We start from the raw sequence: 23616 nt of genomic DNA, 5'->3' as shown, positions 1-23616 counted from the left end.
TCAGTACCCCAGTGCGACGGTGTGGCGGACGGTGGCCGGGTCGGCCAGAGCGGCAAGGGCGGCGTGGGCGAGGTCGGCGCGGGCGATCGTGATGCCGCCGCGCACGTTGAGGTCGACGGCGGTGCGGTAGGGGCGGCGGCTGCCGTCGGTGAGGCGTGGCGGCCGCATGATCGTCCAGTCCAGGCCGCTGGCACGGACGGCCTGCTCGGTGCGGGCGAAGTCGGCGAACCCCTCCCGGAGATATCGCCGCAGCAGCGGCTTGACCACGGTGCGGGTGAACGGCCCGTCGCCGGAGTCGACGACGTGGCCGCTGGCGGTGACGACGACCAGGCGGCGGGTGCCGACGGTGTGCATCGCCGTGATGATCGCGCGGGCGCTGTCGGCGCACACCGACACGTCGTCCTTGGTACGGGGCCCCAGGGCCGATGTCGCAGCGTCCCGGCCGCGCAGGGCGGCCGCGATCGCGTCGGGGTCCATGACATCGGCGGTGACCGGTTCGAGCCGGGGGTGGTCCGCCTGGCGCAGACGGGCAAGGTCCCGGACGACGGCGGTGACGTGATGGCCGGCGGCGAGTGCCTGGCTGACGAGGTGCTGCCCGGTGGCGCCGGTCGCACCGAAAACGGTCATGCGCATGTGCCCTCCAGAGGGGGTTAGTGAACACTAGCCCCTATGGTGGCTAGTGTTCACTAACCTGTCAATGGACGAGGAGGGAGGCGCCATGAGCACGCGGGAGCGGATCCTCGACGCGGCTGCGGAGATCCTGCGGACACGCGGTGTCGCACAGGCCACCACGAAGGAGATCGCCCAGGCCTCGAAGGTCTCGGAACCCACGCTCTACAAGTACTTCGGCGACAAGGAGCGACTGCTGCTCGCCGTGCTCGAAGAGCGGGTGCCCGGCCTCTCCCGGGTCTCGGTCCGCCCGGGCGCGGGCGAGGTGGAGGACAACCTCGCCGAACTGGCGCACGCGGTCCTGGACTTCTACCAAGCGTCGATCCCGATGCTGGGGGCGCTGCTTGCGGACCCGCAGCGGATGGCCACGCACCGGGTGGCGATGAGCCGGCACGGCGGCGGCCCGGAGAAAGCGGTCGCGGGCTTCGCCGCCTACCTGCGGGCCGAACAGGAGCTCGGGCGCGTGGCGCCGGACGCCGACCCGGCCGCGTCCGCCTCCCTGCTGATCGGCGCGTGCTTCCAGGAGGCGTTCCTGCGCTACTACGCCGAAGGACCGGGTGCTGCCGCCGCCCCGCGCGCATGCGCAGCAGCCCTCGCCCGAGCGGTTGTCAGACCCCTGCTGTGACCGACCCGACGAACTGGCTCCGGTTCCGCCTTGGGAAGCCCAACCCCAAGGCGGAAGGAGACCATGGGCAGGCAACGGGCTGAGCTGCGAGCGGTCGACTGGTCCTGGGCGTCACAGATGCCCAGGACCTGCGAGGTCTGATCGGTGGCTCCAGAAGGCGGCAGCGTGGTAGCGGGTGGCGGCGGCGTGAAGGAACTGACGGCCTGCCAGGTGTTCGAGGAATGCGTGCTGTACCGAACGCGCGTAGTCGTCGGCCGGCCGCTCGTCGCCGCGCAGCAGGCCGAGCGTGGCCTCGGCGGCGGCGGGGCTGGCCAGGTCGAGGGCGTGCCGCAGCCCGGAGAAGGAGAGCGGGTCGACGGCGAGTGCGGCGTCACCCACCGCGACCAGTCCTGCCGTCCAGGGTGGACCGGCGCAGCCCACCACGGCGACCCACTGTGCGGCTGGCCGGGGCAGCGGACGGTGCGCCAGTCGTTCGGCGGTGCGGGGCGACGGTAGCTGCGGCGCCCCGCACCGAGCGTCACCGACCACAAAACCTGGGCCAGACCCACGACTCCCCCGTTCGGGGGAGGGGGTTCGCCACTGGGACCGAGGCGGGGCGCCTGCGGGGTGCGGGATCGTCAGTCCATCGACCCGTCCCCACGTCCTTCGAGGAGATCCCGATGACCGCCGCCGTTCCCCGCTGGGCCGTTCTGGCGGCCTGGGCGACCGTGCTGTGTACCGTCCCGTCCTGCCTGTGGCGGCTCGCGCTCGGCTTCGGCGTCGACGTCGGCTTCACGGGCGAGCTCGCAGCGATGTACACCGGCACCGACATCCTCGTCTACGTCCTGGTCCTGTCGGTGGCCTCGCAGGCCGCCTCGCTGCTGACCCTCGCCCTGGTCCGCCCCTGGGGCGAACGGCTTCCCCACCGCATCCCGTTCGTGGGCGGGCGCCGCATCCCGCCGGCCGTCGTGACCGCGACCGCCGGGTTCGGTGCCTTCGTCGTCACGGCCCTGTGCGCCGCGCTCACCCTGGCGCCCAACGGCCCGCTCGCCAATCCCGACTTCCCCCAGGGAACCGCCCGCCAGGTCATGCTCGCCTGCTACGCCCCGATGCTCGCCTGGGGACCCCTGGTTGCAGTGCTGACCGTCGCTTACAGCCGCCGGGCCGCCGAGCAGCGTCCGTCCAAGGCCACGGGTCCATCCAGCGGCGGGCCGACCCTGGCCACGACGGCTTGATTCCACTCCAGGCCGACGGCGACTGTTCTTGAGATAGCTCGGGAATGGTTGACGAGATCCCGTCTGGTCCATGTGGCCAGGCGGGATTTCTGCTTTCTGCGGGCCTGTTCGAGGCGGTGTGCGAACTCGGTGGGCCGGCGGAGTTGGCATCGGGCGGTCTGTGGCGGCGGTTCGGGGGTGGTCTGGGGTGCGGAGGGCATGCCTCGGCCGCCGCAAGCCTGGGGACCAACGGCGGTCGAGGGACTGGATCTTCGGGACGCGGCCGGAATGCTCGTCAGCGGGAGGGCGGTGGGCGGCTGTTCGGCGAGCTGGTGGCCGTGACAGGGCCTTCCGCAGCACCCTCCCCGGGCGACTGGACCGGCTCTGGTGTCCGGCTGCCGGTGGCGTGCTGCCAGTCGTGGAGGATCTGCAGGTTGAGAGTGCAGATCATCAGCGCGATCAGGATGGTCTGGGCGGCGCGGCCGTGGGCAAGGCGCTTCTTCGGCTCGGCGATGTCGAGGCGGTGCCCCTTGGCTCTGCCGTTGATCCCCTCGTTGTTGGCCCGGATGGGCTTGAAGGCGTCGTGCCAGGCCGGGCTGAGGTAGGGAAGGTCCTGCCGGAACTTGTCGAGTTTGCCCAGGCCGCCGGGGCGGACGGTGATCGTGGGCTTGCGGCAGATCCTCGGCAGTTCCTTCTCCGGCGGTGGCCGCAGCCGCTCGGCCGGACTGACCTGTGCGGCGGGCTTCGCCGCGGGGTGGGCGGCGGTCTGCCGGGCGTTGGTGAGGTCGATGACTGCGGGTGCGCGGCCTGTCGGTGGGTGGAGCCGGTTGAAGCGGGGGCAGGTGATCGATGGGGAGGGTCCGGCGGCCAGGCATTGCAGGCGGATGGTGCCGGAGGGGTCGGGGCCCTGCTTGCGCTTGAGGAGGAACGGCTCGCGGGCGGCGATCTGTCGGGCGAGGCTGTCGGGCATCTCGCGGATCTGGGTGTCGCCGAGGCCGGTGGTCGCGGTGGCTGCCTGTTCGGGGATGAGCGGGCAGGCGAGGTGGCCGTCGACGAGGACGGCGCCCAGGTGGGTGCCCTGGATGCCGCGCTGTTCCTGCTTGTAGTCCAGGGCGAGTTTGTAGCCGAGGCGGCGGGCGGGTGCCTGGAAGTGGCCGGTGGTCTGGTCGGTGTATGCGCGGTCGGCGGCCAGGATGCCGGCGGGCAGGCCGAGCTCTCCCAGGACGGTCAGGGCGTGGATGGCGTTGGGGCCGGCGCGTTTGCCACCGGTGTCCAGGACCGCGCCGAGCGCGAGCTGCGGGTGACGGCTGGCGCGCTTGCCCGTGCTGCTGCTGCGGCGGCTGGCGGCGACCGGGACGGTCAGGCTGTGCCCGAAGACGCCCTCGGTCGCGCCCGCGCTGAAGTGCCAGCCGGCGGTTGTCTCGATGGAGCCGAGCTGTCGGCGTTTGCTGGGTGGGCGGTGCCAGGCGGGGACGCCGGTGGTGTCGACGCCGACGTCGCCGGGCCAGCCCCGCAGGTGGCCGCGTCGGAGGGCGGTGCGGACCGGGGCCAGCACGAGGGCGTCGCTGATCTGCTGCAGCACCGTGCGGCGGCGGACGCGGTCGGGATCTGGGTCTTCCCAGGCTGCGGCGTGTGCTCGGGCCTCGTCGAGCGGCAGGCGCTTGCGGCGGTCGACGCGCATGGGATCGAGCGCGGTGGTGATCCGGTCGAATGTTCGGTAGACGCGTCTGGCGAACGCGATCCGGGCATGCGGGTCGGTCCGGTCGGTGCCGTCGACGCCGAGCCAGGTCTTGGCGGTGTCGCTGATCTCGTCGAGCAGGACCCGGGTGGCGTCGCCGAGCTGGGCCGAACCGTGGTGGTAGTGCAGGGCGAGAAGCAGTCCGGTCAGCACCGTGTGGACCGAGAGCCCTTCCGGGCCGGGCCGGACGCCGAGCTCCGTCTTGATCGGCTCCAGAGCACCGCTTTCGCGGACCAGCCGGGACAGCTGGCCGACCTTGGAGTCCGGGATCAGCGCCGGCGCGTCCGTGGCCGGAGCGGGTCGGCAGTTACGGATCCTGCGATCGTCGCGCCAGGCCTTGGGGACGGTCACGCCGCGTCGGCCCGCAGGGTCTGGGCGTCGGTCAGCGGGGGAACGAAGTGCTGGTAGCGGGCCAGGGACGCCGCCGAGGCAAGGCCTGCGGCGCGGGCGATGACGTCATGGCAGATCCGCTGCCGCATCAGGGCGACGATCCACGTCGCCCGCAGCCGCCCCGCCGAGAGCGCGGGCAGCCCCGCCGGGGTCGGGTGCGTCTGGGGCCAGGAACTGATCAGGTTCTTGGCGTAGTCGACCTGCCGGCCCGGCCGAAAGAGGAACCCGGATCCCGCGCGATCGGCGAGCTCGGCCAGGTCGTCCTCCCACTCGGGCCTGGCAGCGACCAGACGGCCGAGGCCGCGGCGGACCAGCGGGTGTCCCTCCTGGTGCCGCTGAAGGTCCAGGCCCCGTGTGGCGGCGATCTCCTTCGGCATCAGCCCCAGACCGGCGCCCAGGCCCATGAGCGCGAGTCCGTCCGACCGCTGCCGCCAGGGCAGGTGGTTCGCCCAGTGCCGAAGTCCCGCCAACTCCGCTCCCTCGTAGGGCTGATGGGGGCTTGCTGGGGCGTGGAGCCGGGGCGGGACGGGCTCGCCCCGGTCGGTCCAGGCCAGCGCGTCGCGTACTCGACGAAGCCAGGTCCGGTAGGTCTGCAGGGTCGTGGGCTCACAGAGCCCTGCCAAGGACAGCACGAACGCGTCGATCACCTCACCCCGCAGCCAGGCGTCCGGCTCACCCGGCAGGCCCGCGGCATCGGCCCAGAGGGCGAGACGACAGGTGACGTGCAGGAGCCGTTCGACGTCGTAGGGGACCTGGGTGACGGTCGCCGCGACCACCGACCGGACGATCGGCGCGACCTTGTCCCAGCCCGGAGCCGGGTCGCGCGGACGGTAGCGGACGATCTTCGCGGACGTCTTCTGATCAAGGGACCACGGTCCACGAATACCGGCTACTCAAGCAGCCGTCAGGGCATTCCCGCAGTTCAACGGAGAGGATGGTGCGCGCATGGTCGGCGGACACGCCCGCGTGCGCTCCCCCAGGGAGCTGACCGACAATCCGGAAACCTGGCCCCGCGTCCCCGCCGCCGAGCCCGGCGTGGAGGCGGTGCGGCGGATCTCCGCCTGCCTCACCGGCGCGCTCGCCGAGCGGGAGTGGAGCCTGCGGCAGGCCGCCGCCGCGTCCGGGGTGAACCGGCAGTCCATCGCCAACCTGCTGGCCGGCCACTCGTGGCCCGACGTGGCCACCGTCGCCCGCCTCGTGGCCGCGCTGGACGCAAGGCTCTGGCCGGATGAGAGCAGGGTTGATCGAACCGTGGGGCACTGAGCCTCGATTCCGTCCCGGCCGCGACCGGATGCGACCGGGACTGGATGTACTCGCGGCACCGCCCCTCCGAGAGAGCACACTCCTACTACCCTCGAAGACGCGTTAAGCCGCTAACTGGGAGCTGACGCACCATCGGCGCCGCCGGGGCTGGACCCCCGGCGGCGCCACCCGCTCGTTCCTCACCTCGCCCCGGGCGCCTCCCCCCCGGCCATGGCCACCGAGGAGTACTGCGTAGCGATCCGGAAGTGGCCGGCCTCGACCTCGATGACCTTGCCCTCCTTCACCAGCCGCTTGCACCGGCCCCGGGTCGTCTCCACCCGCGCAGGGCTCGACGTGTCCTCGCCGATTGCCACCGCGATCTCCCGCGCCTGCATCACCCGCCCCGCCGTCGCCAGCAGGCCGAGGATCCTCTCCATCCCTTCGGCCCACTCCAACCGCCCCGACACCGCCACCGGCGGGGCAGGCCTCTCGACCGGCGCCGCCGCAGCGGCGGCTTGAGGGGCGCTGGGCTGAGCGTCGAACTGGGCCGTGATCGCGGCGAGCTTCGCTTCCAGCTCATCCAGACTCCGCGAGGGCACCGTCGCTGGGGCCCAGATCGCCTCGGGGACGGCAACCGCTGCAGGCGCCGGGGCGGGCATCAGATCGGCCTCGGAGGCTTGGTTGCCGAGCAACTGCAGCGCGGTCTCCCGGGTGATCGTCAGTCGGGCCAGGCGCTCCTCGGCGGACGCGAGCTTCTCCCGCAGCGCGTCCAACTCGCCGCGCACGATGGCTTCTTCCTCGTCCAACCGTCGGAAGAGCGACACCATCGCCGACCCTGCCTACCCAACGGGCCACAACCTGTGGCAACCGTATGGGCGAGCCCCAAACGCCCGCAGGCGGTGACCACAGATGCCCCAAACCGGACAACTCCCGTCGGCAGCCGGGTCTCCCGATGACCGATGGCGGACGAAGTTGCCCGATGCCTCAGGCCCAGTGTCATGTTCACCTGACGCCAGCCGCTTGAGCAGTCAGCTTGCTGTCGAGATGGGGGTCAGGCAGGCTGCCCCGATGACCTCCTACACGCGGCGCTACATCGCTGGTGACCACGAGGGCGCCTGGGCCGAACTCCGACGCCTGGGACCGGTTCCCGACACGTTGATCGAGGACTGCGCTTCTGTGGCGTCGCACACGATGCAACGGGTGGCCGGGCATGTTTCCCGGCTGGCAGAGCAGTTGACTGCGCTCGGCCTCGTGTCCAGTGGCACGCTCCTGACGCCGCCTGTGGACGCGGACCGCGTGGACCTGGACGTGCTCGCTGGTGAGATTGGAGCCATGCCGGTAGCTCTCGACGCGTGCCTCCGATACGTGGGTGGGGTGTGGTTCGCCGGTGACTGCCCGGCACTGGACGAGTGCTTCGACTCAGCGGACCAACTTGGCGTGGCCGGTGTCCTTCCGGATCCGCTGGTTCTTCCGGACGTCGAGTACCTCCGCTACAGCTGGGACGAGTACCGCTTCCAGGAAGAAGAGGACCCGGACCTTGCGAACCGCGGATTCGTCTTCGACTTCGCGCCGGACGAGCTCCACAAGGCCAACGTCAGCGGATCCACCCACGACGTCTTCATGACCGAGACGGTTGCCGACCCAGTCATTCATGGTGTCGGTGGGCGGCCAGGTGTCACCCTGGTCGACTACCTTCGGCTGTCCATCTCCTGGGGTGCCATGCCGGGCTGGTCATTCAAGGCCGATCACGCACCCGAGGCCCTTGCCGCGCTACGTGTTCACCCTGACTTCTGAGCCGAATCACCGGGAAGCGATCTTCGGACGGACGGGAAGCGATCTCCAACCGGCGTTCTCAGCCCCTGATCAGCCCTACTCGTGAACACCCCGACGGGCGGCACCGGGTAGCCATCCGTGCCGAGGGCGGGGAGCCCGGCACTATCACAGGGTCGATCACTTCGTTCTGCGCGCACAGAACACCCGGGCCCGCCAACGGCGGGGACAGCGGCAGGCCCGCGGGCCTGCCCCTGTCTGCTCGCTGTGCCGACCCCCGGACCGCCGCACGACCGCCCCGGGCAAGGCCCCGATCGGCTGGGCAGCCGTCCGGCACCGGCGAGCGTGACCGGCTGACACGACGTGACCCGGGCCGCACCCCCGCGGCCCGAGGTCGGGCCGCGGGGGTGCGGCCGGTGGCGGGTCCGGTCTCCGGCCGGGGCGAACCGGGGAACAAGTAGCTGCCGGACGCCCCGCAGGGGGTACTCCGCGCCGGGGTGGAGTTCAGCTCTGCCGGGACCGGCAGCGTTCCGTCGAATCCGAGGACGGTCCCGGCCTCCGCTTCGCGGTGCGTCTCTCCTCCTGGCGAAAGGTCCGCACGATCGCCAGCGAGGCAGGACCGGTCACGTCGGCGACGGAGCGGAAGTCGCCTTCCTCGCCGTAGGTGCCCGCCGCCTCGCGCCAGCCCTCGGGCCGGATGCCGTACTGCTTGCCGAGGAGCGCGACGAAGATCTGCGACTTCTGCCGGCCGAAGCCCGGCAGCTCCTTCACCCGCCCCAGGAGCTCCTTGCCCGTCGAGGTGTCCTTCCACAGCCGGGCCGCATCCCCGCCGTAACGCGCGAGGAGGAAGCGGCACAGCTCCTGGACCTGCCGGGCCGTCAGCGCCGGGAAGGCGTGGACAGCGGGAGGGGCCGTGAACAGCGCGATGAGCTTGCGCGGATCGTAGAAGGCGAGCTCCTGGGCGTAGAGGTCCTCGCGCCCCAGGCGCAGCGCGATCGTCATCGGGGCGGCGAACGCGCGCTCGGTGGGCACCTGGCCGTCCATCAGCGCTGCCACCAGGGTGCGAGGCCACTGCGTCCGAGGAGAGCGTCGGCCTGGTCCTGCTGTGCGATCCGCACCGCAACCGCCACGCGAGACCCCTCGGGACAGACGATTCGACGACCGTCATTCTTCTCGACCCCGGGATCACAGGACGCGCGACACGCCTGCTGCCGACGTTGGAGAGGTTCCTGCTTGCAGGGGCTCTGCGAAGTGTGGCGCGGGCGGATTGACCCCGGGCCTGCGGCGGCGTGCCGTTGAGGGCCGTCACCCCTTCGCTCGCATCTGCCCGGATCGGCCGGCGAGGCGCAGTGGTCGGCTGCCGCCCGGCCCGTGACGGCGTGGCGCGCCCTGGGGAGTTGCGAGGATGCCGGCCGGACCGCACCGCGATGTCCGATCTCCGCCAGCAGGACGGCTCTGTTCCGGGCACGCTGACGGCATGACGATGTCTCCCACGACCGACGCAAAGACGATCCTCAGCGGCATGTATGCGGCCGAGGCGCAGTATCTGGCGGCAGGAGGCCCCGGTGAGGCCTCATTCGACATACTCGCCCCCTTCTTCGCACCGGATGTCGAGCTGCACCAAGCGGACGCCCTGCCCTACGGAGGTATGTGGCGAGGGCACGGCGGAATGGCGCAGTTCTTCCTCGCGATGGGACAGACATGGGAGACGTTCGACATGGTCGAGCAGGAATTCCTTGCCACCGGGCAGACAGCAGTTGTGCTCACGCAGGTCCGTGCTCGCGCGCGGACGACCGGCCGCTAACTCAGCTTCCCCATCCTGCAGACGATCACGGTCAAGGACGGACAGATCACCGAGGTCCGCCCGTTCTACTGGGACACCCAGGCCATTGCCGATGCCTGCGCCGCTCCGCGCTAGCCGGCGCACGCCAGCTCCACGGTCGCCGGTCACGCCCCCTCATCTGCCCCCACCGGACAGGAGGCGAGCGCGGGGATCCGAGACAGCGCCGCCGACCCGCGACAAGCTCCGCGAGCGCCGCGACCGACCGACATCGCCCTGCAGCTCGACGTTGCCCCGCCTTGCGAGAGCGTCCTGGCCGCGCTGAACACCCGTAACGTGCTGACTGGCTGGCGAGAGCACCCCGACGCGGTGTCCGGCCCGGTCGTAGCCCTTGCCGTTGCCGGCACCCGGGGCGGACCGCCCGTCGGTGGGAGGCTCGCCAGCCGCGGACCTGGTCCCAGACCAGCACCCGCGGCAGGACCTCGATGAACTGCTCCAACGCCACTTCCTGCCCGACGAGTCGGCGGTCAGGCGGTCCTACGTTGTTGGTGTGGCGGACGGGCCCAGGGCGGCGACAATAGCGCGCAGGCAGGCCGGCCCCGGGCCCCTTGGGAGATCGGCGGTGTAGGGCGAGGATGGCAGCGGCAGGGCGGGGAAGTTAGATCCGGGCGAAGATGGCCGGTTCCATCGCCCTAACCGGACTGCACGGCACCGCGGATGTCGACCGGACACTGGGCGCCGCCGCGACCGTGGGCCACTTCACCGAGGGCGACCTGCTGTCGATCCCGGGCCACCGGGGCGAGCCCAACCGGGGCAAGCCGATCCGCCGCAGGGAGACCCACGGCCTGCAGCCGGGCACCCAGCCCGGTCGGGCTTCAGGTCGCGCCGAGCCGAGCCCGGCCAGCGCTCAGTCTTCGTCGTCGACCAGGCCGAAATCACCGGGGAGCGACTCCAGGAACTCCATCCGCTGCGGGTCCGACTCAGCATCGGCCAGGCCCCTGAGCGTCAGCAGGAACCGGTCGAGTTGGTCCTCCGGCAGCCGCTTCAGCACCCCGGCCACGCTCTCCATCATCTTCACCGCGGAGTCGGGATCCACCTCGTCGTCGCAGCTGTCGAGAAACCAGAGGGTGTCGACGACAGCCCAGCGAGAACGGGTACCAACGGGTCCATGTCAGTCATCCGGGCAACCTACCCGGCGCCCAGGACAGCAAAGACGACACCCGGCTCGCGGCGCCGCGCCGCAATTCAGAAGCACACCCGCACTGAACGCCCGACCGTGCCCGCGCCACGGCACCGAACGCGCGCCCCGGTCGCGGCGGCCGCCGCACTCTCAGCGTTCCAGCTTCACGGCGTCGGGCCGAACTGGTCAGCGACTCGGCCGAGGTACTTCAGCCCCGGCCAGTGCCGGGAAGGCCTGCAGCTCCTCGTGTTCCGACGACGCCGTCAACCCCGCGCTTTTGAGTTTCGCTAAACAGCGATGTCCCGATCGTTGCTTGATGGCCTGTGTCGCAGGCCGGTTGAGTGGTCGTCAGTTGTCCCGACCGGCTGGAACAGGTGAACCATGACCAAGACGATGACGGCGATCGGCCAGGACCGCTACGGCGGTCCCGACGTGTTGAGGACGGTGGAGGCGGAGCGGCCTGAGGCCGGACCTGCCGAGGTACTCGTGCGGGTCGTGGCGGCCGCAGTGAACCCCACCGACCTCTGGCACCGCTCCAGCAGCGGACTGTCAGGTACCGACACCCCCATCAGGCTCGGCTGGGACGTGTCGGGCGTGGTGGAAGCCGTCGGACCGGGTGTCACCACCCTGGCACCCGGCGACGAGGTGTTCGGCATGCCGCGCCACCCGCAACCCGCGGGAACCTACGCCCAGTACGTCACCTCCCCGGCCCGCCACCTGGTCCACAAGCCGTCCCAACTCACCCACACCCAAGCCGCCGCCCTGCCCCTGGCCGGCCTCACCGCCTGGCAGGCCCTGGTCGACACCGCCGACGTACGCCCCGGACACCGCGTGCTGATCCACGCCGCGGCGGGCGGCGTCGGACACCTGGCCGTCCAGATCGCCAAAGCGCGCGGCGCCCACGTCATCGGCACCGCCCGAACCGCCAACCACGCCTTCGTGCGCAGCCTGGGCGCCGACGAGGTCATCGACTACACCCAGACCGACTTCACCTCCGCAGTCCGCGACGTCGACATCGCCATCGACACCATCGGCGGCGAGTACGGGCCGCGCACACTGAAGACCCTGCGCCCCGGCGGCATCGTCGCCTCGCTCGTCTCCCCGGCCGAAGCAGCACTCGCCCGAGAGGCACGGCCGCTCGGGCTCCGCGCCCAGTTCATGATCGTCGAAGCCGACCGGGAGGGCCTGCTGCAGCTCGCCTCCCTCGTCGAGGCAGGCCTGCTGCGCCCCGAGATCGCCGCCTGCCTGCTCTTGGAGCGGGCGGCCGAGGCACACGAGCTGGCCCAGAGCGGCCGGACCCGCGGCAAGATCGTCCTGACGGTGGGGCAGGGCTGATGGCGACCTTCGTGCTGGTCCCCGGCGCCTGGCACGGCGCCTGGACGTTCCAGCCGCTGGCCCGACGACTGCGCGAACACGGCCACCGGGCCCACGCCGTCACCCTCACCGGTCTGGGCGAGCGCAAGCACCTGCTCACCGGCACCGTCAACCTCGACACTCATCTGCAGGACGTGCTGAACCTGCTGGAGGACGAGCAGATCACCGACGCCGTCCTGGTCGGGCACAGCTATGGCGGCATGGTCATCACGGGAGCCGCCGACCGGGTCCCCGAGCGGGTGAGCGGCCTGGTCTACGTCGACGCCATGGTGCCCCGGGACGGCGACTCGTGCTGGTCCCTGGTCACGGAGCAGGAGCGCGACTGGTACCTCAACGGCGTCGACCGGACCGGCTACTCCAGCGCGCCCCTGCCCTTCTTCGACCCGCGCGCCACCGCCCATCCCCTGGCCTCCCTCCTCCAGGCCGTCCGCCTGCGGCACGATCTGTCGGCGTTCGCCAGCAAGGACTACATCTACGCCACCGGCTGGCAGACCCCGTCCCCGTTCGAGCCCCTCTACCGCAGCCTGCTGGCCGATCCCTCCTGGCGGGTCCACGCCGTCCGCTCCGGCCACAACGTCATGGGTGACGCCCCCGACGAACTCCTCAAGATCCTCCTCCAGAGCGCACGATGAGCAAGGCGCCCGGAGTAGCGAAGAAGCGTTCGGTCCCCCGGGACCGGATCGACACGATCACCTGCACGGTCCCGGCTCCCCGGGGGACCGCATGAAGCCGCCGCGGGTGCTGGCGCTGGCCCAGCTGCTGAACTCGATCGGGGACGGCGCCTACTACGTCACGTCCGCCCTCTACTTCTCCCAGGTCGTGGGCCTGACCCCGGCCCAGATCGGCCTTGGCCTGACCCTGGGCTGGGCGGTCGGCTCCGTGGTCGGGGTTGCCCTGGGGAACCTGGCCGACCGGCGCGGCTCGCGCGGCACCGCCGTGGTGCTGGCGCTGGCCACGGCGCTCGCGGTGGCGTCGTTCCTGTTCGTACGCTCCTTCCCGCTGTTCGCCGTGGCCGCGGTGCTGTACGCGAGCTGCCAGTGCGGGCTGACCGCGGCCCGGCAGGCACTGCTGGCCGGGCTGGTGGAACAGGGCCGGCGCACCGAGGTGCGCGCCTTCCTGCAGTCCACCGCGAACGCCGGTTTGGCCGTCGGCGCCGCCCTTGGTGGCCTCGCCCTGCAGTGCGGCACCCGCAAGGCCTACCGGGCCGTCTTCGTGGTGGACACCGTGGGCTTCCTGACCGCGGCGCTCGTGCTGAGCCGCCTGCCCGTGCTCGCCCCGTCGCGGGCGGAGCCGGGCGAGCCCCAACTTTCGGCGCTGCGTGATCGCCCGTACGCGGTCGTCACCGCCATCCATGCGGTGATGCTGTTCTACATGCCGCTGATCAGCCTGGTGATCCCGCTGTGGATCGTACAGCAGACCCGGGCGCCGGCGTGGACGGTCTCCGCGCTGCTGGTGCTCAACACCCTCAGTGTGGTCGCCTTCCAGGTCCGGGTCGCACGGCGGGTGCAAGGCCTGCGGAGCGCCGCACGAACCGTACGGCACGCGGGCATCGTCATGCTCGCCGCCTGCGCCGTCTTCGCCCTCTCGGGGGTCGGCTCCGCCGCCTGGAGCGCCGTACTGGTCCTCACGGTGGCGGCAGGTCTCCAGGTCCTCGGCGAGATGATGCTCGCCTCGGGAGCCTGGGAGATCAGCTTCGGGCTGGCTCCCGCCGACAAGCAGGGCCAGTACCAGGGCTTCTTCGCCACCGGGCAGGCCGTCGCCCGAATGCTCGGACCACTGGTCCTGGCCACCGTGGTCCTCGGCTGGGGCGCTCCCGGCTGGCTCCTGCTCGGTGCCCTCTTCGCCGCGGGGATCGCCATGGGGCCGGCCGTCCGCTGGGCCGAGCGCACCAGACCCCGCGCCCGGCCCCACACCCGTCACCCCGCGGCGACGGCCGACGCCGGTTCACCGCCATAGCCCGTCATCCGGTTCATGCAGGGCACCCGGGGCCCACGGAATCCGCGGATCGCGATGACTGCCGCCTTGGGAACGTCAGGTGTTGGCATCCACGGCCGCTTGGACGAACGCACGCAGACGCATGCTCATGTTGCTCTCCAGCCAGACCGGCCCCCACCGGACCGGAGCCGCGTCGTTGAAGGCCACGTAGGCGACGTCCGGGCGCGGGTAGAACCGCCGGGCGTGCTCACCGACCGGGAAGACGCCCTGCCCCGCGGCGACCAGCGCCAGGACCTCGGGGAAGGTCGCCGCCATGGGCCCGCACGGCACGGGCCTGCCCGCGGGCGTGTGGGTGGGTGTGCGTTCGTGACGCAGCTCCTGCGGCATGTCGTGCGGGAGCTGGATCACGGGGTGCTCGGCAAGCACCTCGATGGACACCGACGCGTGCGCCGCAAGCAGCGACCCCGTCGGAACGGCCAGGACCCGGGCCTCCGACAGCAGAACCGGCCCGGCGACCGCCTGGGAGACGGGGAATGCGGTGATGATGACGTCCAACTCGGCGTTGTGCAACCGCGTCATGGCGTCGTGGATCTGGCTCTCGTGGATCGTCACCTTGCAGTCGGGGTGGCGGGCCGTGAACAGTTCGAGGGCCTTGAGGAGCAACTGCCCGGCCGCCGCCCCCAGGAACCCGGCCCGCAGCAGGCCCGTCGTCCCGCGCGCACGCTCGGTCGCCCGCAGCACCGCCTCGTCCATGCCGGCCACCATCGGAGCCAACTCCGCCGCCAGGTCGCGGCCGAGGGGAGTCAGTCTGACCTGCCGGGTGTTCCGGTCGAACAGCGGCGCGCCGATGCGCCGTTCCAGCTTCTTGATGGTCTGGCTGACCCGGCCGGTCGTCAGACCCAGCTGCTCGGCGACCCGGCCGAAATGCAGCTCCTCAGCCAGAGCCAGGAAGGTCTGCACCTCGGTGCGTTCCAACAGCACTGCCACTCCCCGCACTCGTGATTCCCGCCGAACAGTCTCGTCCTGATGGCGGCCTGATCGCCTGCGCAGCAGAACGGATGAGTGGTCGACACGTCATCCCCCCGGCTGAATCAGGGAAGCGCTGATAGTACGGCGATCGGCTGTCAAGGGACAGTGGCAGCTCATCCCCTGGATCGAGCCGGCCGCAGGCGCCCGCCAGAGTCGGCAGGCACGATGTTCACCCGAGACCGGGCCGGGCGGGAGCTGGGACGGTCGTCCCCCGCGCTGCCGCCGCTGTCTCACCGAGCTTCATCGGGCTTCGGCTCGACGCGCGGAAGGTCACCGCTCGGCCGGAAGTTCCAGGACCGTGCGCGCGGCTTCCCGGACGTCGGCGTCTTCGTCGTCGGTGAGCCGTTCGAGAGCAGTGCGGACCGCCGGACCAGGACGGCGGGCCAGCGCCCAGGCGGCGGCGTACCGGACCCAGTGGTCGGCGTCCTCGGCGCGGGCCACCAGCAGGTCGGTGACCGACCGGTCGTACGTTGAGCCGAGGGCGTGCACGGCAGCCGTCCGCACCTCAGGGGCCGGATCTCCGATGCCGTCCATCAGGACGGCCCGAGCACGTCGGGGGTCACCCACGCCGACGATGCTGCCGAGGGAACTCATCACATCCGCCCGCACCCCGGGATCCGGGTCGACCGCCGCCTCGACAAAGACGTCGAAGTACCTCGCCCCTCCGAAATCAGTGACGCTCAGACCCCACAGACCCACCCGCCGCATCCCGGGATCGTCCGAGACCACGCATTCGATCAGCAACCGGTGCGCGGGCTCGGGCCAGGCGGACAACAGGTCGAGAAGGTCGCCCTGCAGGGTGTCGCCGTCATCGTTGCGGTCCCCGACGCTGGCGCGCAGCAGGGCGGGAAGGGCCGCTTCTCCGCAGGCGCCTGCCAGGACATGGGCGATTCGGTCCCGGGCGAAGGAGTTATCCGCATCAACGTAGTAGGCGAGCCGGCGTTCGAGTTCAGGTCCGAGGAACGCGGCCGCCGACGTCCGCAGGCGCTCCACCAGCGGCTCGAGCTGGCTGCGGAGTCCCGGTCCGCGCTCGATCGCCCCTTCCAACGCTGCATCCAGTTCACTCCACGCGAGCAGCAGCTCCGTACGTTCCACCCCGGCGGACCCGTCCCTCGTCGTCACTCCCCCACCCTACGCAAGCCCCCTGTCGTCCTTCCCCGGACGCACCCCTCCTTGCGCCTCTGCCGGAGACTGAGCCTGGGCACGACTCTCTGCGTGCCTTCACCATGTCCCGCCACCGGCAACCGATCGGCCCCCAGCGGCAGGCCGACCTCGTGCGCCTGCCTGACTCCGACGCCGCCACCAAGCCGGCCTGCGGTGGCGACGACGTCCAGGGCGTGCTCGGAGAACGCCGCTTCGCGGCCGTCCCGCTCGGGACGCAGCGCCGCGAGCTTCGTGCCGGCCGGGACGAGCCGCGCGGCTTCGCGGCGCCCGGCCGCGGTCAGGCACCAGAGCTTGCGGCGGTTCGGCAAGCGCAGCTCCTCCCGCACCCTCCGGCGGCCTCCAGTCGACCAGGGCGTCGCGGGTCGCCTTGTCGTTGCGCTGTCCTGGCAGGACCAGAGGCCAGAGCTCCCTCGCGGTGGCGCGCTGGAACAGGCCGAGCGACACCAGGACACCCATCCTGACCGGTTCCGTCGAGTCCGCCCTTCCACCGCGCCTCAGCAGCAGGGGGAGAAGGGTTGTCGCCACGCACCAGGCCCCCTTGACCTCGCTTCCTGAGCTGCGGAAACGCCGGTCCCGGGCACCAGGGGCGTGGAGGTGGGGACGGAGGTGCCCGTGAGGGTGGCGGCGGGCCGGTTGTCCCCGCCGGGCGAGGCCTCGCCCGGCCGCTCTGGCCGGTGGTGGTCGGCGGCCTGGTCGCCGTCGTCGGGGTCGGGTTGGGCGAGCGTGGTGGCGGTCATCGAGGTGGCCTTCCGTCAGGGCAAGGCCGGGAGCGGCACGGTGGCCGGCCCCGGCACCCGGACGAAGCGCCCGGGTGCCGCCGACATTGCACACCGCCCCCTTGTCCGCGGCCTGACCCCACCCCTTGACCAACCCCCTTGTCCCGCCCGGTTTGCCCAGGACAACCACCTTGTCCTCCCGATATGTCCGTGACCGGGATCACCTCAGGTCAGCAGCACGCGGGCGGTGGTCAGGCAGTCGTCCAGTAGGCGGCGAGCCGGCGCGCGAGGTCCGCGGTGACGTCGCCGGCCTCCAGGGCCTCGGCGACCGGGCCCGGCAGCGGGCCGCCGGTGGGCGTGGTGTCGTTGGCGGCCGGCGTGGGCCACCCGGTGCCGCCGTTGAACCAGTCCCGCACGAAGGCGGCGACCGCGCCCGGGGCCGGCAGCACGCAGCCGTCCGCGAAGACCTTCTGGATGTGCTCGTAGCGGCCTCGCCCGTCGTAGTCGCCGACGAGCCGGCCGATGGTCTGCTTCCAGGCGAGCCCGGTCCGCACCGGCTCCTCCCCGTCCTCGTCCTGGTCGTCCTCGCCGAGGCCGAGGTCGATGAACGCCTCCAGCCACATCAGCTCGCCGTCCGAGCTGTCGTACTCGGTGAAGGAGTCCGGACCGGCCGGGTACCCGGCCTCGCCGATCGCCCGGACCACGGCGTCGATGTACGGGCCGTGCGGCAGCAGCAGCGGCACTCTCACTGTGTGGGTCTCCCTCGGTCTCGTCGCGACGATGCCCAGCCCGACCATCAACCGCTCCGGGCCCGGTCGGGCGGGCCCCCACCGCGGTTGTCCTGCCCGGTTTGCCCAGGGCAACCACCTTGTCCTCCCGGTTTGTCCGTGACCGGGATCACCCGTGGGCGCGTGGGAGCGGCCGGACCGAGCCGTCGGCGGCCAGGCCCTGGTCGAGGGCCAGGCGCAGCAGGGTGAGGGCGTCGGTGGGGTTGGTGGACAGCAGGGGGGCGTTGTCGGCGGCGTCGGCGACGGGGCGTCCGGCGATGAGGGCGGCCGAGTTGCCGGGCTGGTCGTAGACCTCGGTCCAGCTGGCGAGGTGTCCGCCCTGTTCGAGGGCCTGGGCGTCGGAGCGGCCGGGCCAGGTGAGGTGGACCAGGCCGTCGCCGAGGGTGTAGTCGCGGTGCGGGTCGCCCAGGCCGCGCAGGGTGGGCGGTACCGAGCCGGTGGTCTCGCCGAGCGCCAGGTCCGGCACCGCCACCCCGCCGGCGGGCTCCGCCCGGGCTGCTGCCGCGGACGATGCGGCATGGCATGCTCGGTTCATGGCCCGCACAACCTTCCACGCCGACGTTGCGACGGACAGTCAAGAGGCGGTGATCGCGCTCCTGCGTGACTGGCTCGTACGACCGGAACTATCGATGGCCGTGCGGCGGACCGGATACGAGACGACCTACCGCGACGACACCATCGAGGTGTACTCCTACGAGGCCGGCGCGCCCGGCTCCGGTGATTCCTTCTATCTGCTCGAGGGAATCGTGGAAGCGGAACCGGCCAGGGCGGCGGAGCGGCTGGCGGTGCTCGCCGGGGCCTGCACGGTGGCCGGGCTGGACTGCTCCGTCGATTACGCCGAGGCCGACGCCGCGGGCGCGGCGATCGGCGTGGAGTCGACCGTCGAATGACGCAGGCCAGGGTTCGTGGTCGGAGGATGGATGTCTGAGGTTCCCGCAACCGACATGGAACTACGCCGGCTCGGCCGTACGCTGCTCGCGCAGGTGCGGACCATCGCCGCGCAGGTCACGTCTGAGGCGGTGATCCCCGAGTCCGCGCTGCCCGATGCACCTGAGGTCGCCGAATGGACCGATCCGCTGCGCTACCGATTTGTGCTGCGGACGCAGACCGGCCTCGACGCCGACGTCTCCGCCGACGAGGCCGTTCGCCGCACCGTCGGGGCCTTCACCACCGGCGGCTTCGACATCGTCGAGGAACGTCGTGCCGATACGGTCGCGCCGCGGGTTGTGGTGACCGGGAGCCGTGCCGGGTTCCGGATCGATGTCCGCGTCTGGCCCGCCACCGGCGATGTCGTCTATGCCGGCGTCACACCGACGGTGGCCCTGCGGGCCCCACAAGCGCCGGAGCGCCCCGACCCCGTTCGCACGGCGGAAACGGTCGAACCGGGTCATGTGCTCTGTTACGAGTGCGACGGGCTCGGCTGGTGCCCGGCCTGCAGTGGCCTCAGCTGGGTGCTGAATGACGCCGGACTGCGGCGACGGTGCCCGGAATGCCGGGAACAGCGGGTATGCCCTATCTGTCGCGGCGCCGGTCAGCTGCAGATCGACCGGTTGCGCCGGGCCGAACGGGCCTTCTACCCCGAGCTCGCCGATCCGCCGGTGAGAGAGGACGAGTCGTGACGACGGCGTTGCGGCTCGCGCGCACGAACGCCGAGGCGGCGCCGGTCTACCCAAAGGCGTCACCGGCCCGGATGCGAGAAGGCGTCACGGCCCCAGAACTCTCGAACAGTCGGCGGTAGCCTCCCTGGCTCCCGCTGGCTGCTAACAAGGAATTAGGTGTGCGGCCGGGTGGCGGGGTGACCATCAAGGAGTCGGGCCGAGGCCCGGAGCGGGCATCAAGGAGCGGGACGTGCGCGGGGGTGACCATCAAGGTGGGGCCGCCCGTCCCGGGAACGACGGAGGGGCGGCCCGTACGGGCCGCCCCTCTTCCACCGCTTGTTCTGCCTTCCCGAGCAGCCGAAGCCACCCCCGGCAAGGCCGCGATCCAGCCCATGGCCGAAACCTTATCCGAGTCGGCAGACACGGCGCGGGTAGTCACCGCGTCGCCACCACCTCGGGCCGGGCGAACTCACCAGCCCGGGCAGCGAAGCCCCCCGCCCCGGGTCAGCGCCGCGGCGGGGAGCGGTGGCGGTCAGCGCCACCAGTAGGAGTCGCCCGTCATCGGCGCCAGCAGCACCGGGCCGGCGGCGGGCTCCGCAGCCCGATCGAGGACGGGACCGACGGCCGGATAGAGGTGGAGCCCGGCCGCCGCGGCGAGCGGCAGCCACACCACCGGCGCCCGGCCCGGGTCGTCCTGCTCGGCGGCCGCGACCGTGCGGTGGACGTGGCCGGGCAGGTGGGCAGTGAAGACCATGTGCCGACGACGGACGAGCGTCGTGTCGCCCAGGCGCCGGGTCTCCTGGTCCTGGACGAAGCGCAGCACCGGCGGAACGGGCAGCTCGGCAAGGTCCAGGCCCAGCTCCTCCAGCAGTTCGCAGCGCAGCGCGGCGTGCGGGTCTTCGCCGTTCTCGATGAGGCCGCCGGGCAGGGAGTACTGGAGGCCGTCGGGGCGGTCGCGCCGGATCAGGGCTAGACGGCCGTCGTGGAGCAGGATGGCGCAGACCCGGGTGCGGGCCGGCTCGGGAGCCGCGTGGGTGGTCACCGGCGGGACCAGGCCGGGCAGGCGGGCTCGTGCCAGGTGGTGCGGACGACGACTCCGCCCGGGGTGAGGTGCTCGCTCGGCCAGACGCGGTCGCACCCGGTGGCCGTACGCGGGCGGGCCGGTGTCGGCGGCCTCGCGGCGCGGACTGGGGCAGTGGGGACGGGCACGGCGAACTGGGCCGGACGGCGCCGACGCCGGCGCCTGGCCGAAGGTGTCGTCATGTCGAAGGCTCTGCCCACCCGGCGCGGCCGTCCAACCGGGCAGCCCCCCGGACGGAGCAGCCCGGGGCGGTGAGGGCGGGAGCGGTCCCGCTCTCACCGGCCTCTGACCTAGGCGTATCTCCGAAACTCACCGGCCGCCGCCGCCCGGGCCGGGCAAACTCACCGGACCCCGGGAGCGAAACCCACCACTCTGGGCACGGAACTCACCGGCCGGACGGCGAAACTCACCACCTCAGGTCAGCGGTGGTGCCTGAACTCCCCACCGCAGGTCAACGGCCTGCGGCGGGTGAGGCCGGGTCAGGACCGGCGCCACCAGGAGCGGGAGCGCTTCGCCTCGGCAGCCGCGGCTTCGGCGGCGGCCCGCTCCCACTCGGCCTCCTCCCGGGCCTGCTGCTCGGCGACGTCGTGGCGGCAGCCGGCGCACAGCCCGTCGTCGTTCCAGCCCCGTTCCTTCTCCTCCCACCGCTCGTCCGAGAACTTCGCCGAGCAGCGGCGGCAGGCCGGACGGCGCCGCTCCCGCTCCGCCGCCTCCCACGCCCGGCGGGCCCGATCCGCCGCGGCCTGCTCGAAGACCAGCAGCTCGTCGCCGTCCGGGTTGTCGAGCGCGTCAGTGAGGGTGTGCCAGCCGTCCCCGCCGAAGCGGTGCCACACCGGGGCGTCGGCGCCGAGGCGACGTAGCAGCGGCAGGGTGGTGGCCACGACCGGCAGGGCCCGGTGGTGGTCGCGGACGGTGGCGGTGTCGTAGGACGTGGGGTAGACGGGCGCGTGCCAGATGGCCTCGGTGGCGGCCTCGACCTCGGCCATGCGGTTCAGCAGCCGCTGGTGGTCCCGTTTGGCCTGCTCCGCCTTCTGCTCGGGGGTGAGCGGCTTGCTGCCTGGGCGGCGGGTGCGCTTGAGGCCGGCCTCCAGGACCAGGGCGACCGGCGGCAACCCCTCGCGGCCGGTGGCCGGGTAGACGGCGGGCCACAGGCGCAAAGCGTGGGTGCGCTCGCCGGAGCGGGCCAGAGCCTTGGCGAAGGCGGCCTTCGTCGTGCCCTTGGCGGGGAGTTCGCATCAGGCGCGGTAGGCGGTGAGCTTGTCCACCAACATGCCGGTGCTCTCGTTCTCCCGGTCGACCTCCACTAGGAGCAGCGGCACCTGCGCGCCGGCGTCGCGCAGCACCAGGTCGGCGAACAGCGAGCGGCGGCCGGGCAGCGGGTGCTCGACCTCGGTTGAGAACGCGACCAGGTGCCCGATGCCGCCCTTGGCGAGAAGGCCGGCGGTCGCGGCGACATCCAGGGCGTGCTCGGAGAACACCGCCGCCGCCCCCTCCTTCTCCGGACGCAGCGCCGACGGCATGGCGCAGGCCGGGGGCAGGGCCGCAGCCTCGCGGCGGCCGGCCGCGGTCAGACACCACAGCTTGCGCCCGTCCGGCAGCCGCAGCTCCTGGCGCACCCTCCCCGCCTCCCACAGGTCCAGCAGGGCGTCGCGCACCGCGCGATCGCATCGCTGCCCCGCGCACGCAAACATCCAAATCTCACGAGCGGTGCAGCGCTGAAACAGAGCCAGCGCCACCAAGACCCCCGCTCGCACCGACGACGTCGAACCCCCCTTCCACCGCACGTCAGCAGCGAGCAGAAGAGGGTTGTCGCCCCGCCCCGCAACCCTTGCCCGGGGCCGCCGGCCTGCGGATACGCGGGCGGCGGTGGGGCGGGCCGTGGAGGTGCCGGAGGAGGTGCCCGCGGGGGCGGCGGCGGGCCGGTTGTCCCCACCGGGCGAGACCTCGCCCGGCTGGCCTGCCTGGTGGTGGTCGGCGGCCCGGTCGTCGTCGGGGTCAGGTGCGGCAAGCGCGGTGGCGGTCATCGAAGTGGCCTTCCGTCAGCGGGAGGCCGGGAGCGGCGCGGTGGCCGGCCCCGGCACCCGGACGAGGCGCCCGGGCGCCGCCGACATTGCACACCGCCCCCTTGTCCGCGGTCTGGCCCCACCCCTCGACCAAACCCTTGACCAGGATGTTGTACCGCCCGATTTGCCCAGGACAACCACCTTGTCCTCCCGGTTTGTCCGTGACCGGGATCACCCGGCGGGCAGCACGCGGGGCGGGACGGTCAGGCGGTCGTCCAGTAGGCGGCGAGCCGGCCCGCGAGGTCCGCGGTGACGTCGCCGGCCTCCAGCACTTCGGCGACCCGGCCCGGGAGCGGGCCGCCGGTAGACGCCGGTGTCGGCGGCGACACCGGCGAGGAACTGAACAAGTAGGGCTCCCACCCCCTCGCGCCCCGGCATCCGACGGTCCGTCAGCCTGCGGTCCTTGTCCGGCGTCAATGGCACCGCCTGCCGCGGCACGACCGCCCCGGCCCGGCAGGTCCGCTGTCGCGGATCGTCGGTGATGACCCGGAGGAGGCCGGGCTGCGCGCAGTCCTGCAGCACAAGACACTGTGGGCGGAACTCGCCACCACCGTCCGCCCGGGCCCCGGGCGCTGCGTCGCCGAACGGGGGCGAGAGATGGTCCGGCTCGGAGTCGGACGGGCGGACCAGCCGCGGCGACCGGCGCACAAGGATCGGTTGACACTCCATGGTCCACAGCTGCAGCTCGCCGAGCGGCACGACGCGCAGCTCCGCCCGGAAGTCGTCGGGGTCGGTGCGGCCCTCGAACGGCGCGCTCATCCGGGCGAGTTGTTGCCGCCAGTAGTCGAAGCGGTCCGGCGGCTCCACGTCCTCGGTTCGATACACCGACTCGGCCAGCATGCTCGCCCTCCCCGACTCGCGCCCCCTGGCTCGGACATTCTCAGAGGACGTTAAGTCCGTTTCTGGTAGCGGCCGCGTCCGGGTTGGTCGAGGAGTCCCTGACGAACGAGTCGTCCCAGGCGGGAGCGGGTGACGTTGATCGAGGGCTCGTCGGTGGGCAGGCCGAGGAGTTCGTGTAGGTCGCGGACCCGGAAGACCCGCCCGGGATGCTCGTTGAAGGCGGTCACGATGCGCTGGTAGGTGGTGGCGGTCTCCGCAGGGGCCGGTTCGTGGTCGGGCGGGGCGAGGCCGCCGATGACCTTGCCGGTGGTGACGATCTCGGCGAGGCGGGCCTCTACCTCGTCCGGTTCACCGGTGAGTTGGTCGATCTGTTCGCGCAGGTAGTCGGCGCGTGCGGCGGTCTCGTCGTGTTCGACCTGCAACAGCCGCAGGAGTTCGGTG

Annotated in this window: 25 protein-coding genes and 1 pseudogene; 10 read left to right on the top strand and 16 right to left on the bottom strand. The window is 72.1% G+C overall.

Translation table 11 applies throughout. The features are described 5' to 3' along the window. Window positions 1–633, bottom strand: a complete 633-nt coding sequence (locus ACWGB8_RS17570; RefSeq protein ID WP_452214386.1) for an NAD(P)-dependent oxidoreductase — start codon at window positions 631–633, stop codon at window positions 1–3. A gap of 85 nt (window positions 634–718) precedes the next feature. Between ACWGB8_RS17570 and ACWGB8_RS17565 the strand changes: the two genes are divergently transcribed. Next, entirely contained in the window at window positions 719–1294 is a 576-nt protein-coding gene (locus tag ACWGB8_RS17565; protein ID WP_452214385.1) for a TetR/AcrR family transcriptional regulator, read from the top strand. Between the two features lie 111 nt (window positions 1295–1405). Here the strand turns inward: ACWGB8_RS17565 and ACWGB8_RS17560 are convergent, their stop codons facing one another. Continuing rightward, the gene (locus ACWGB8_RS17560; RefSeq protein WP_452214384.1) at window positions 1406–1672 is read right to left on the bottom strand and encodes a hypothetical protein; all 267 of its coding nucleotides are present in this window, start codon (window positions 1670–1672) and stop codon (window positions 1406–1408) included. Window positions 1673–1953: 281 nt separating this feature from the next. On the opposite strand from ACWGB8_RS17560, the gene ACWGB8_RS17555 reads away from it, so the two are divergent. After that, a complete protein-coding gene (locus ACWGB8_RS17555; protein WP_452214383.1) occupies window positions 1954–2508 on the top strand; it encodes a hypothetical protein in 555 nt (184 codons plus the stop codon). Between the two features lie 274 nt (window positions 2509–2782). Here the strand turns inward: ACWGB8_RS17555 and ACWGB8_RS17550 are convergent, their stop codons facing one another. Then, a complete protein-coding gene (locus ACWGB8_RS17550) occupies window positions 2783–4576 on the bottom strand; it encodes a hypothetical protein (RefSeq protein WP_452214382.1) in 1794 nt (597 codons plus the stop codon). Then, on the bottom strand, window positions 4573–5391 hold the full coding sequence (locus ACWGB8_RS17545) for a hypothetical protein (protein ID WP_452214381.1): 819 nt from the start codon (window positions 5389–5391) through the stop codon (window positions 4573–4575). The genes ACWGB8_RS17550 and ACWGB8_RS17545 overlap by 4 nt, the downstream gene beginning before the upstream one ends. A 169-nt stretch (window positions 5392–5560) precedes the next feature. Here ACWGB8_RS17545 and ACWGB8_RS17540 point away from each other — a divergent pair, with 169 nt between their 5' ends. Beyond that, on the top strand, window positions 5561–5878 hold the full coding sequence (locus tag ACWGB8_RS17540) for a helix-turn-helix domain-containing protein (RefSeq protein WP_452214380.1): 318 nt from the start codon (window positions 5561–5563) through the stop codon (window positions 5876–5878). Window positions 5879–6057: 179 nt separating this feature from the next. Here the strand turns inward: ACWGB8_RS17540 and ACWGB8_RS17535 are convergent, their stop codons facing one another. Beyond that, window positions 6058–6684 (bottom strand): hypothetical protein, encoded by a 627-nt coding sequence (locus ACWGB8_RS17535; protein ID WP_452214379.1) that lies wholly within the window; start codon window positions 6682–6684, stop codon window positions 6058–6060. Window positions 6685–6925: 241 nt separating this feature from the next. Between ACWGB8_RS17535 and ACWGB8_RS17530 the strand changes: the two genes are divergently transcribed. Continuing rightward, window positions 6926–7651, top strand: a complete 726-nt coding sequence (locus tag ACWGB8_RS17530) for a hypothetical protein (protein ID WP_452214378.1) — start codon at window positions 6926–6928, stop codon at window positions 7649–7651. 480 nt (window positions 7652–8131) lie between these two features. Here ACWGB8_RS17530 and ACWGB8_RS17525 read toward each other — a convergent pair whose 3' ends face one another. Then, the gene (locus ACWGB8_RS17525; RefSeq protein ID WP_452214377.1) at window positions 8132–8683 is read right to left on the bottom strand and encodes an HhH-GPD-type base excision DNA repair protein; all 552 of its coding nucleotides are present in this window, start codon (window positions 8681–8683) and stop codon (window positions 8132–8134) included. 421 nt (window positions 8684–9104) lie between these two features. On the opposite strand from ACWGB8_RS17525, the pseudogene ACWGB8_RS17520 reads away from it, so the two are divergent. Continuing rightward, window positions 9105–9545 (top strand): annotated as a pseudogene (locus ACWGB8_RS17520) (nuclear transport factor 2 family protein). Window positions 9546–10314: 769 nt separating this feature from the next. Here ACWGB8_RS17520 and ACWGB8_RS17515 read toward each other — a convergent pair. Next, window positions 10315–10503 carry a hypothetical protein gene (locus tag ACWGB8_RS17515; protein ID WP_452214376.1) on the bottom strand — a complete coding sequence of 63 codons (189 nt, stop codon included), beginning with the start codon at window positions 10501–10503 and terminating at the stop codon, window positions 10315–10317. Window positions 10504–10968: 465 nt separating this feature from the next. Between ACWGB8_RS17515 and ACWGB8_RS17510 the strand changes: the two genes are divergently transcribed. From ACWGB8_RS17510 to ACWGB8_RS17500, 3 genes are all read left to right on the top strand, one after another. Beyond that, window positions 10969–11922 (top strand): NADP-dependent oxidoreductase, encoded by a 954-nt coding sequence (locus ACWGB8_RS17510; protein WP_452214375.1) that lies wholly within the window; start codon window positions 10969–10971, stop codon window positions 11920–11922. After that, the gene (locus ACWGB8_RS17505) at window positions 11922–12593 is read left to right on the top strand and encodes an alpha/beta fold hydrolase (RefSeq protein WP_452214374.1); all 672 of its coding nucleotides are present in this window, start codon (window positions 11922–11924) and stop codon (window positions 12591–12593) included. Before ACWGB8_RS17510 ends, ACWGB8_RS17505 begins: the two co-directional genes overlap by 1 nt. Before the next feature lie 91 nt (window positions 12594–12684). Then, complete coding sequence (locus ACWGB8_RS17500) at window positions 12685–13917, top strand: MFS transporter (RefSeq protein WP_452214373.1); 1233 nt, start codon at window positions 12685–12687, stop codon at window positions 13915–13917. Between the two features lie 75 nt (window positions 13918–13992). On the opposite strand, the gene ACWGB8_RS17495 is transcribed toward ACWGB8_RS17500, so the two are convergent. The 4 genes from ACWGB8_RS17495 to ACWGB8_RS17480 all read right to left on the bottom strand — a co-directional run bounded on the left by ACWGB8_RS17495 (window position 13993) and on the right by ACWGB8_RS17480 (window position 18128). Next, complete coding sequence (locus ACWGB8_RS17495; RefSeq protein ID WP_452214372.1) at window positions 13993–14877, bottom strand: LysR family transcriptional regulator; 885 nt, start codon at window positions 14875–14877, stop codon at window positions 13993–13995. A 318-nt stretch (window positions 14878–15195) separates the two neighbouring features. Then, on the bottom strand, window positions 15196–16047 hold the full coding sequence (locus ACWGB8_RS17490) for a HEAT repeat domain-containing protein (RefSeq protein ID WP_452214371.1): 852 nt from the start codon (window positions 16045–16047) through the stop codon (window positions 15196–15198). Window positions 16048–17056: 1009 nt separating this feature from the next. Continuing rightward, complete coding sequence (locus ACWGB8_RS17485; RefSeq protein WP_452214370.1) at window positions 17057–17554, bottom strand: hypothetical protein; 498 nt, start codon at window positions 17552–17554, stop codon at window positions 17057–17059. Between the two features lie 148 nt (window positions 17555–17702). After that, window positions 17703–18128: a hypothetical protein gene (locus ACWGB8_RS17480; protein ID WP_452214369.1), complete on the bottom strand. Its 426-nt coding sequence runs from the start codon at window positions 18126–18128 to the stop codon at window positions 17703–17705. Between ACWGB8_RS17480 and ACWGB8_RS17475 the strand changes: the two genes are divergently transcribed. Both ACWGB8_RS17475 and ACWGB8_RS17470 read left to right on the top strand, forming a co-directional pair. Beyond that, entirely contained in the window at window positions 18127–18483 is a 357-nt protein-coding gene (locus ACWGB8_RS17475) for a hypothetical protein (RefSeq protein WP_452214368.1), read from the top strand. The genes ACWGB8_RS17480 and ACWGB8_RS17475 overlap by 2 nt on opposite strands. Before the next feature lie 30 nt (window positions 18484–18513). After that, on the top strand, window positions 18514–19212 hold the full coding sequence (locus ACWGB8_RS17470; protein ID WP_452214367.1) for a hypothetical protein: 699 nt from the start codon (window positions 18514–18516) through the stop codon (window positions 19210–19212). Between the two features lie 511 nt (window positions 19213–19723). Here the strand turns inward: ACWGB8_RS17470 and ACWGB8_RS17465 are convergent. The 5 genes from ACWGB8_RS17465 to ACWGB8_RS17445 all read right to left on the bottom strand — a co-directional run. Continuing rightward, complete coding sequence (locus ACWGB8_RS17465; protein WP_452214366.1) at window positions 19724–20233, bottom strand: NUDIX domain-containing protein; 510 nt, start codon at window positions 20231–20233, stop codon at window positions 19724–19726. 518 nt (window positions 20234–20751) lie between these two features. Beyond that, the gene (locus tag ACWGB8_RS17460) at window positions 20752–21429 is read right to left on the bottom strand and encodes a hypothetical protein (protein ID WP_452214365.1); all 678 of its coding nucleotides are present in this window, start codon (window positions 21427–21429) and stop codon (window positions 20752–20754) included. A gap of 78 nt (window positions 21430–21507) precedes the next feature. Next, window positions 21508–21927 carry a hypothetical protein gene (locus tag ACWGB8_RS17455; protein WP_452214364.1) on the bottom strand — a complete coding sequence of 140 codons (420 nt, stop codon included), beginning with the start codon at window positions 21925–21927 and terminating at the stop codon, window positions 21508–21510. A 579-nt stretch (window positions 21928–22506) separates the two neighbouring features. After that, window positions 22507–23175 (bottom strand): AraC-like ligand-binding domain-containing protein, encoded by a 669-nt coding sequence (locus ACWGB8_RS17450; RefSeq protein WP_452214363.1) that lies wholly within the window; start codon window positions 23173–23175, stop codon window positions 22507–22509. Between the two features lie 50 nt (window positions 23176–23225). Then, window positions 23226–23616, bottom strand: a 391-nt coding sequence (locus ACWGB8_RS17445) for a type IV toxin-antitoxin system AbiEi family antitoxin domain-containing protein (RefSeq protein ID WP_452214362.1), incomplete at its 5' end; no start/stop codon positions are given.

It is taken from the genome of Kitasatospora sp. NPDC054939 (assembly GCF_053610105.1).
The sequence above is the reverse complement of the archived record's forward strand: the minus strand, read 5'-3'. Positions and strand labels throughout refer to the sequence as shown.

What these genes read in the sequence shown, in the direction of transcription:
- ACWGB8_RS17570 (WP_452214386.1), bottom strand. Translation starts at nt 633, where the DNA reads ATGCGCATGACCGTTTTCGGTGCGACCGGCGCCACCGGGCAGCACCTC.
- ACWGB8_RS17565 (WP_452214385.1), top strand. Translation starts at nt 719, where the DNA reads ATGAGCACGCGGGAGCGGATCCTCGACGCGGCTGCGGAGATCCTGCGG.
- ACWGB8_RS17555 (WP_452214383.1), top strand. Translation starts at nt 1,954, where the DNA reads ATGACCGCCGCCGTTCCCCGCTGGGCCGTTCTGGCGGCCTGGGCGACC.
- ACWGB8_RS17540 (WP_452214380.1), top strand. Translation starts at nt 5,561, where the DNA reads ATGGTCGGCGGACACGCCCGCGTGCGCTCCCCCAGGGAGCTGACCGAC.
- ACWGB8_RS17535 (WP_452214379.1), bottom strand. Translation starts at nt 6,684, where the DNA reads ATGGTGTCGCTCTTCCGACGGTTGGACGAGGAAGAAGCCATCGTGCGC.
- ACWGB8_RS17530 (WP_452214378.1), top strand. Translation starts at nt 6,926, where the DNA reads ATGACCTCCTACACGCGGCGCTACATCGCTGGTGACCACGAGGGCGCC.
- ACWGB8_RS17510 (WP_452214375.1), top strand. Translation starts at nt 10,969, where the DNA reads ATGACCAAGACGATGACGGCGATCGGCCAGGACCGCTACGGCGGTCCC.
- ACWGB8_RS17505 (WP_452214374.1), top strand. Translation starts at nt 11,922, where the DNA reads ATGGCGACCTTCGTGCTGGTCCCCGGCGCCTGGCACGGCGCCTGGACG.
- ACWGB8_RS17500 (WP_452214373.1), top strand. Translation starts at nt 12,685, where the DNA reads ATGAAGCCGCCGCGGGTGCTGGCGCTGGCCCAGCTGCTGAACTCGATC.
- ACWGB8_RS17475 (WP_452214368.1), top strand. Translation starts at nt 18,127, where the DNA reads ATGGCCCGCACAACCTTCCACGCCGACGTTGCGACGGACAGTCAAGAG.
- ACWGB8_RS17480 (WP_452214369.1), bottom strand. Translation starts at nt 18,128, where the DNA reads ATGAACCGAGCATGCCATGCCGCATCGTCCGCGGCAGCAGCCCGGGCG.
- ACWGB8_RS17470 (WP_452214367.1), top strand. Translation starts at nt 18,514, where the DNA reads ATGTCTGAGGTTCCCGCAACCGACATGGAACTACGCCGGCTCGGCCGT.
- ACWGB8_RS17450 (WP_452214363.1), bottom strand. Translation starts at nt 23,175, where the DNA reads ATGCTGGCCGAGTCGGTGTATCGAACCGAGGACGTGGAGCCGCCGGAC.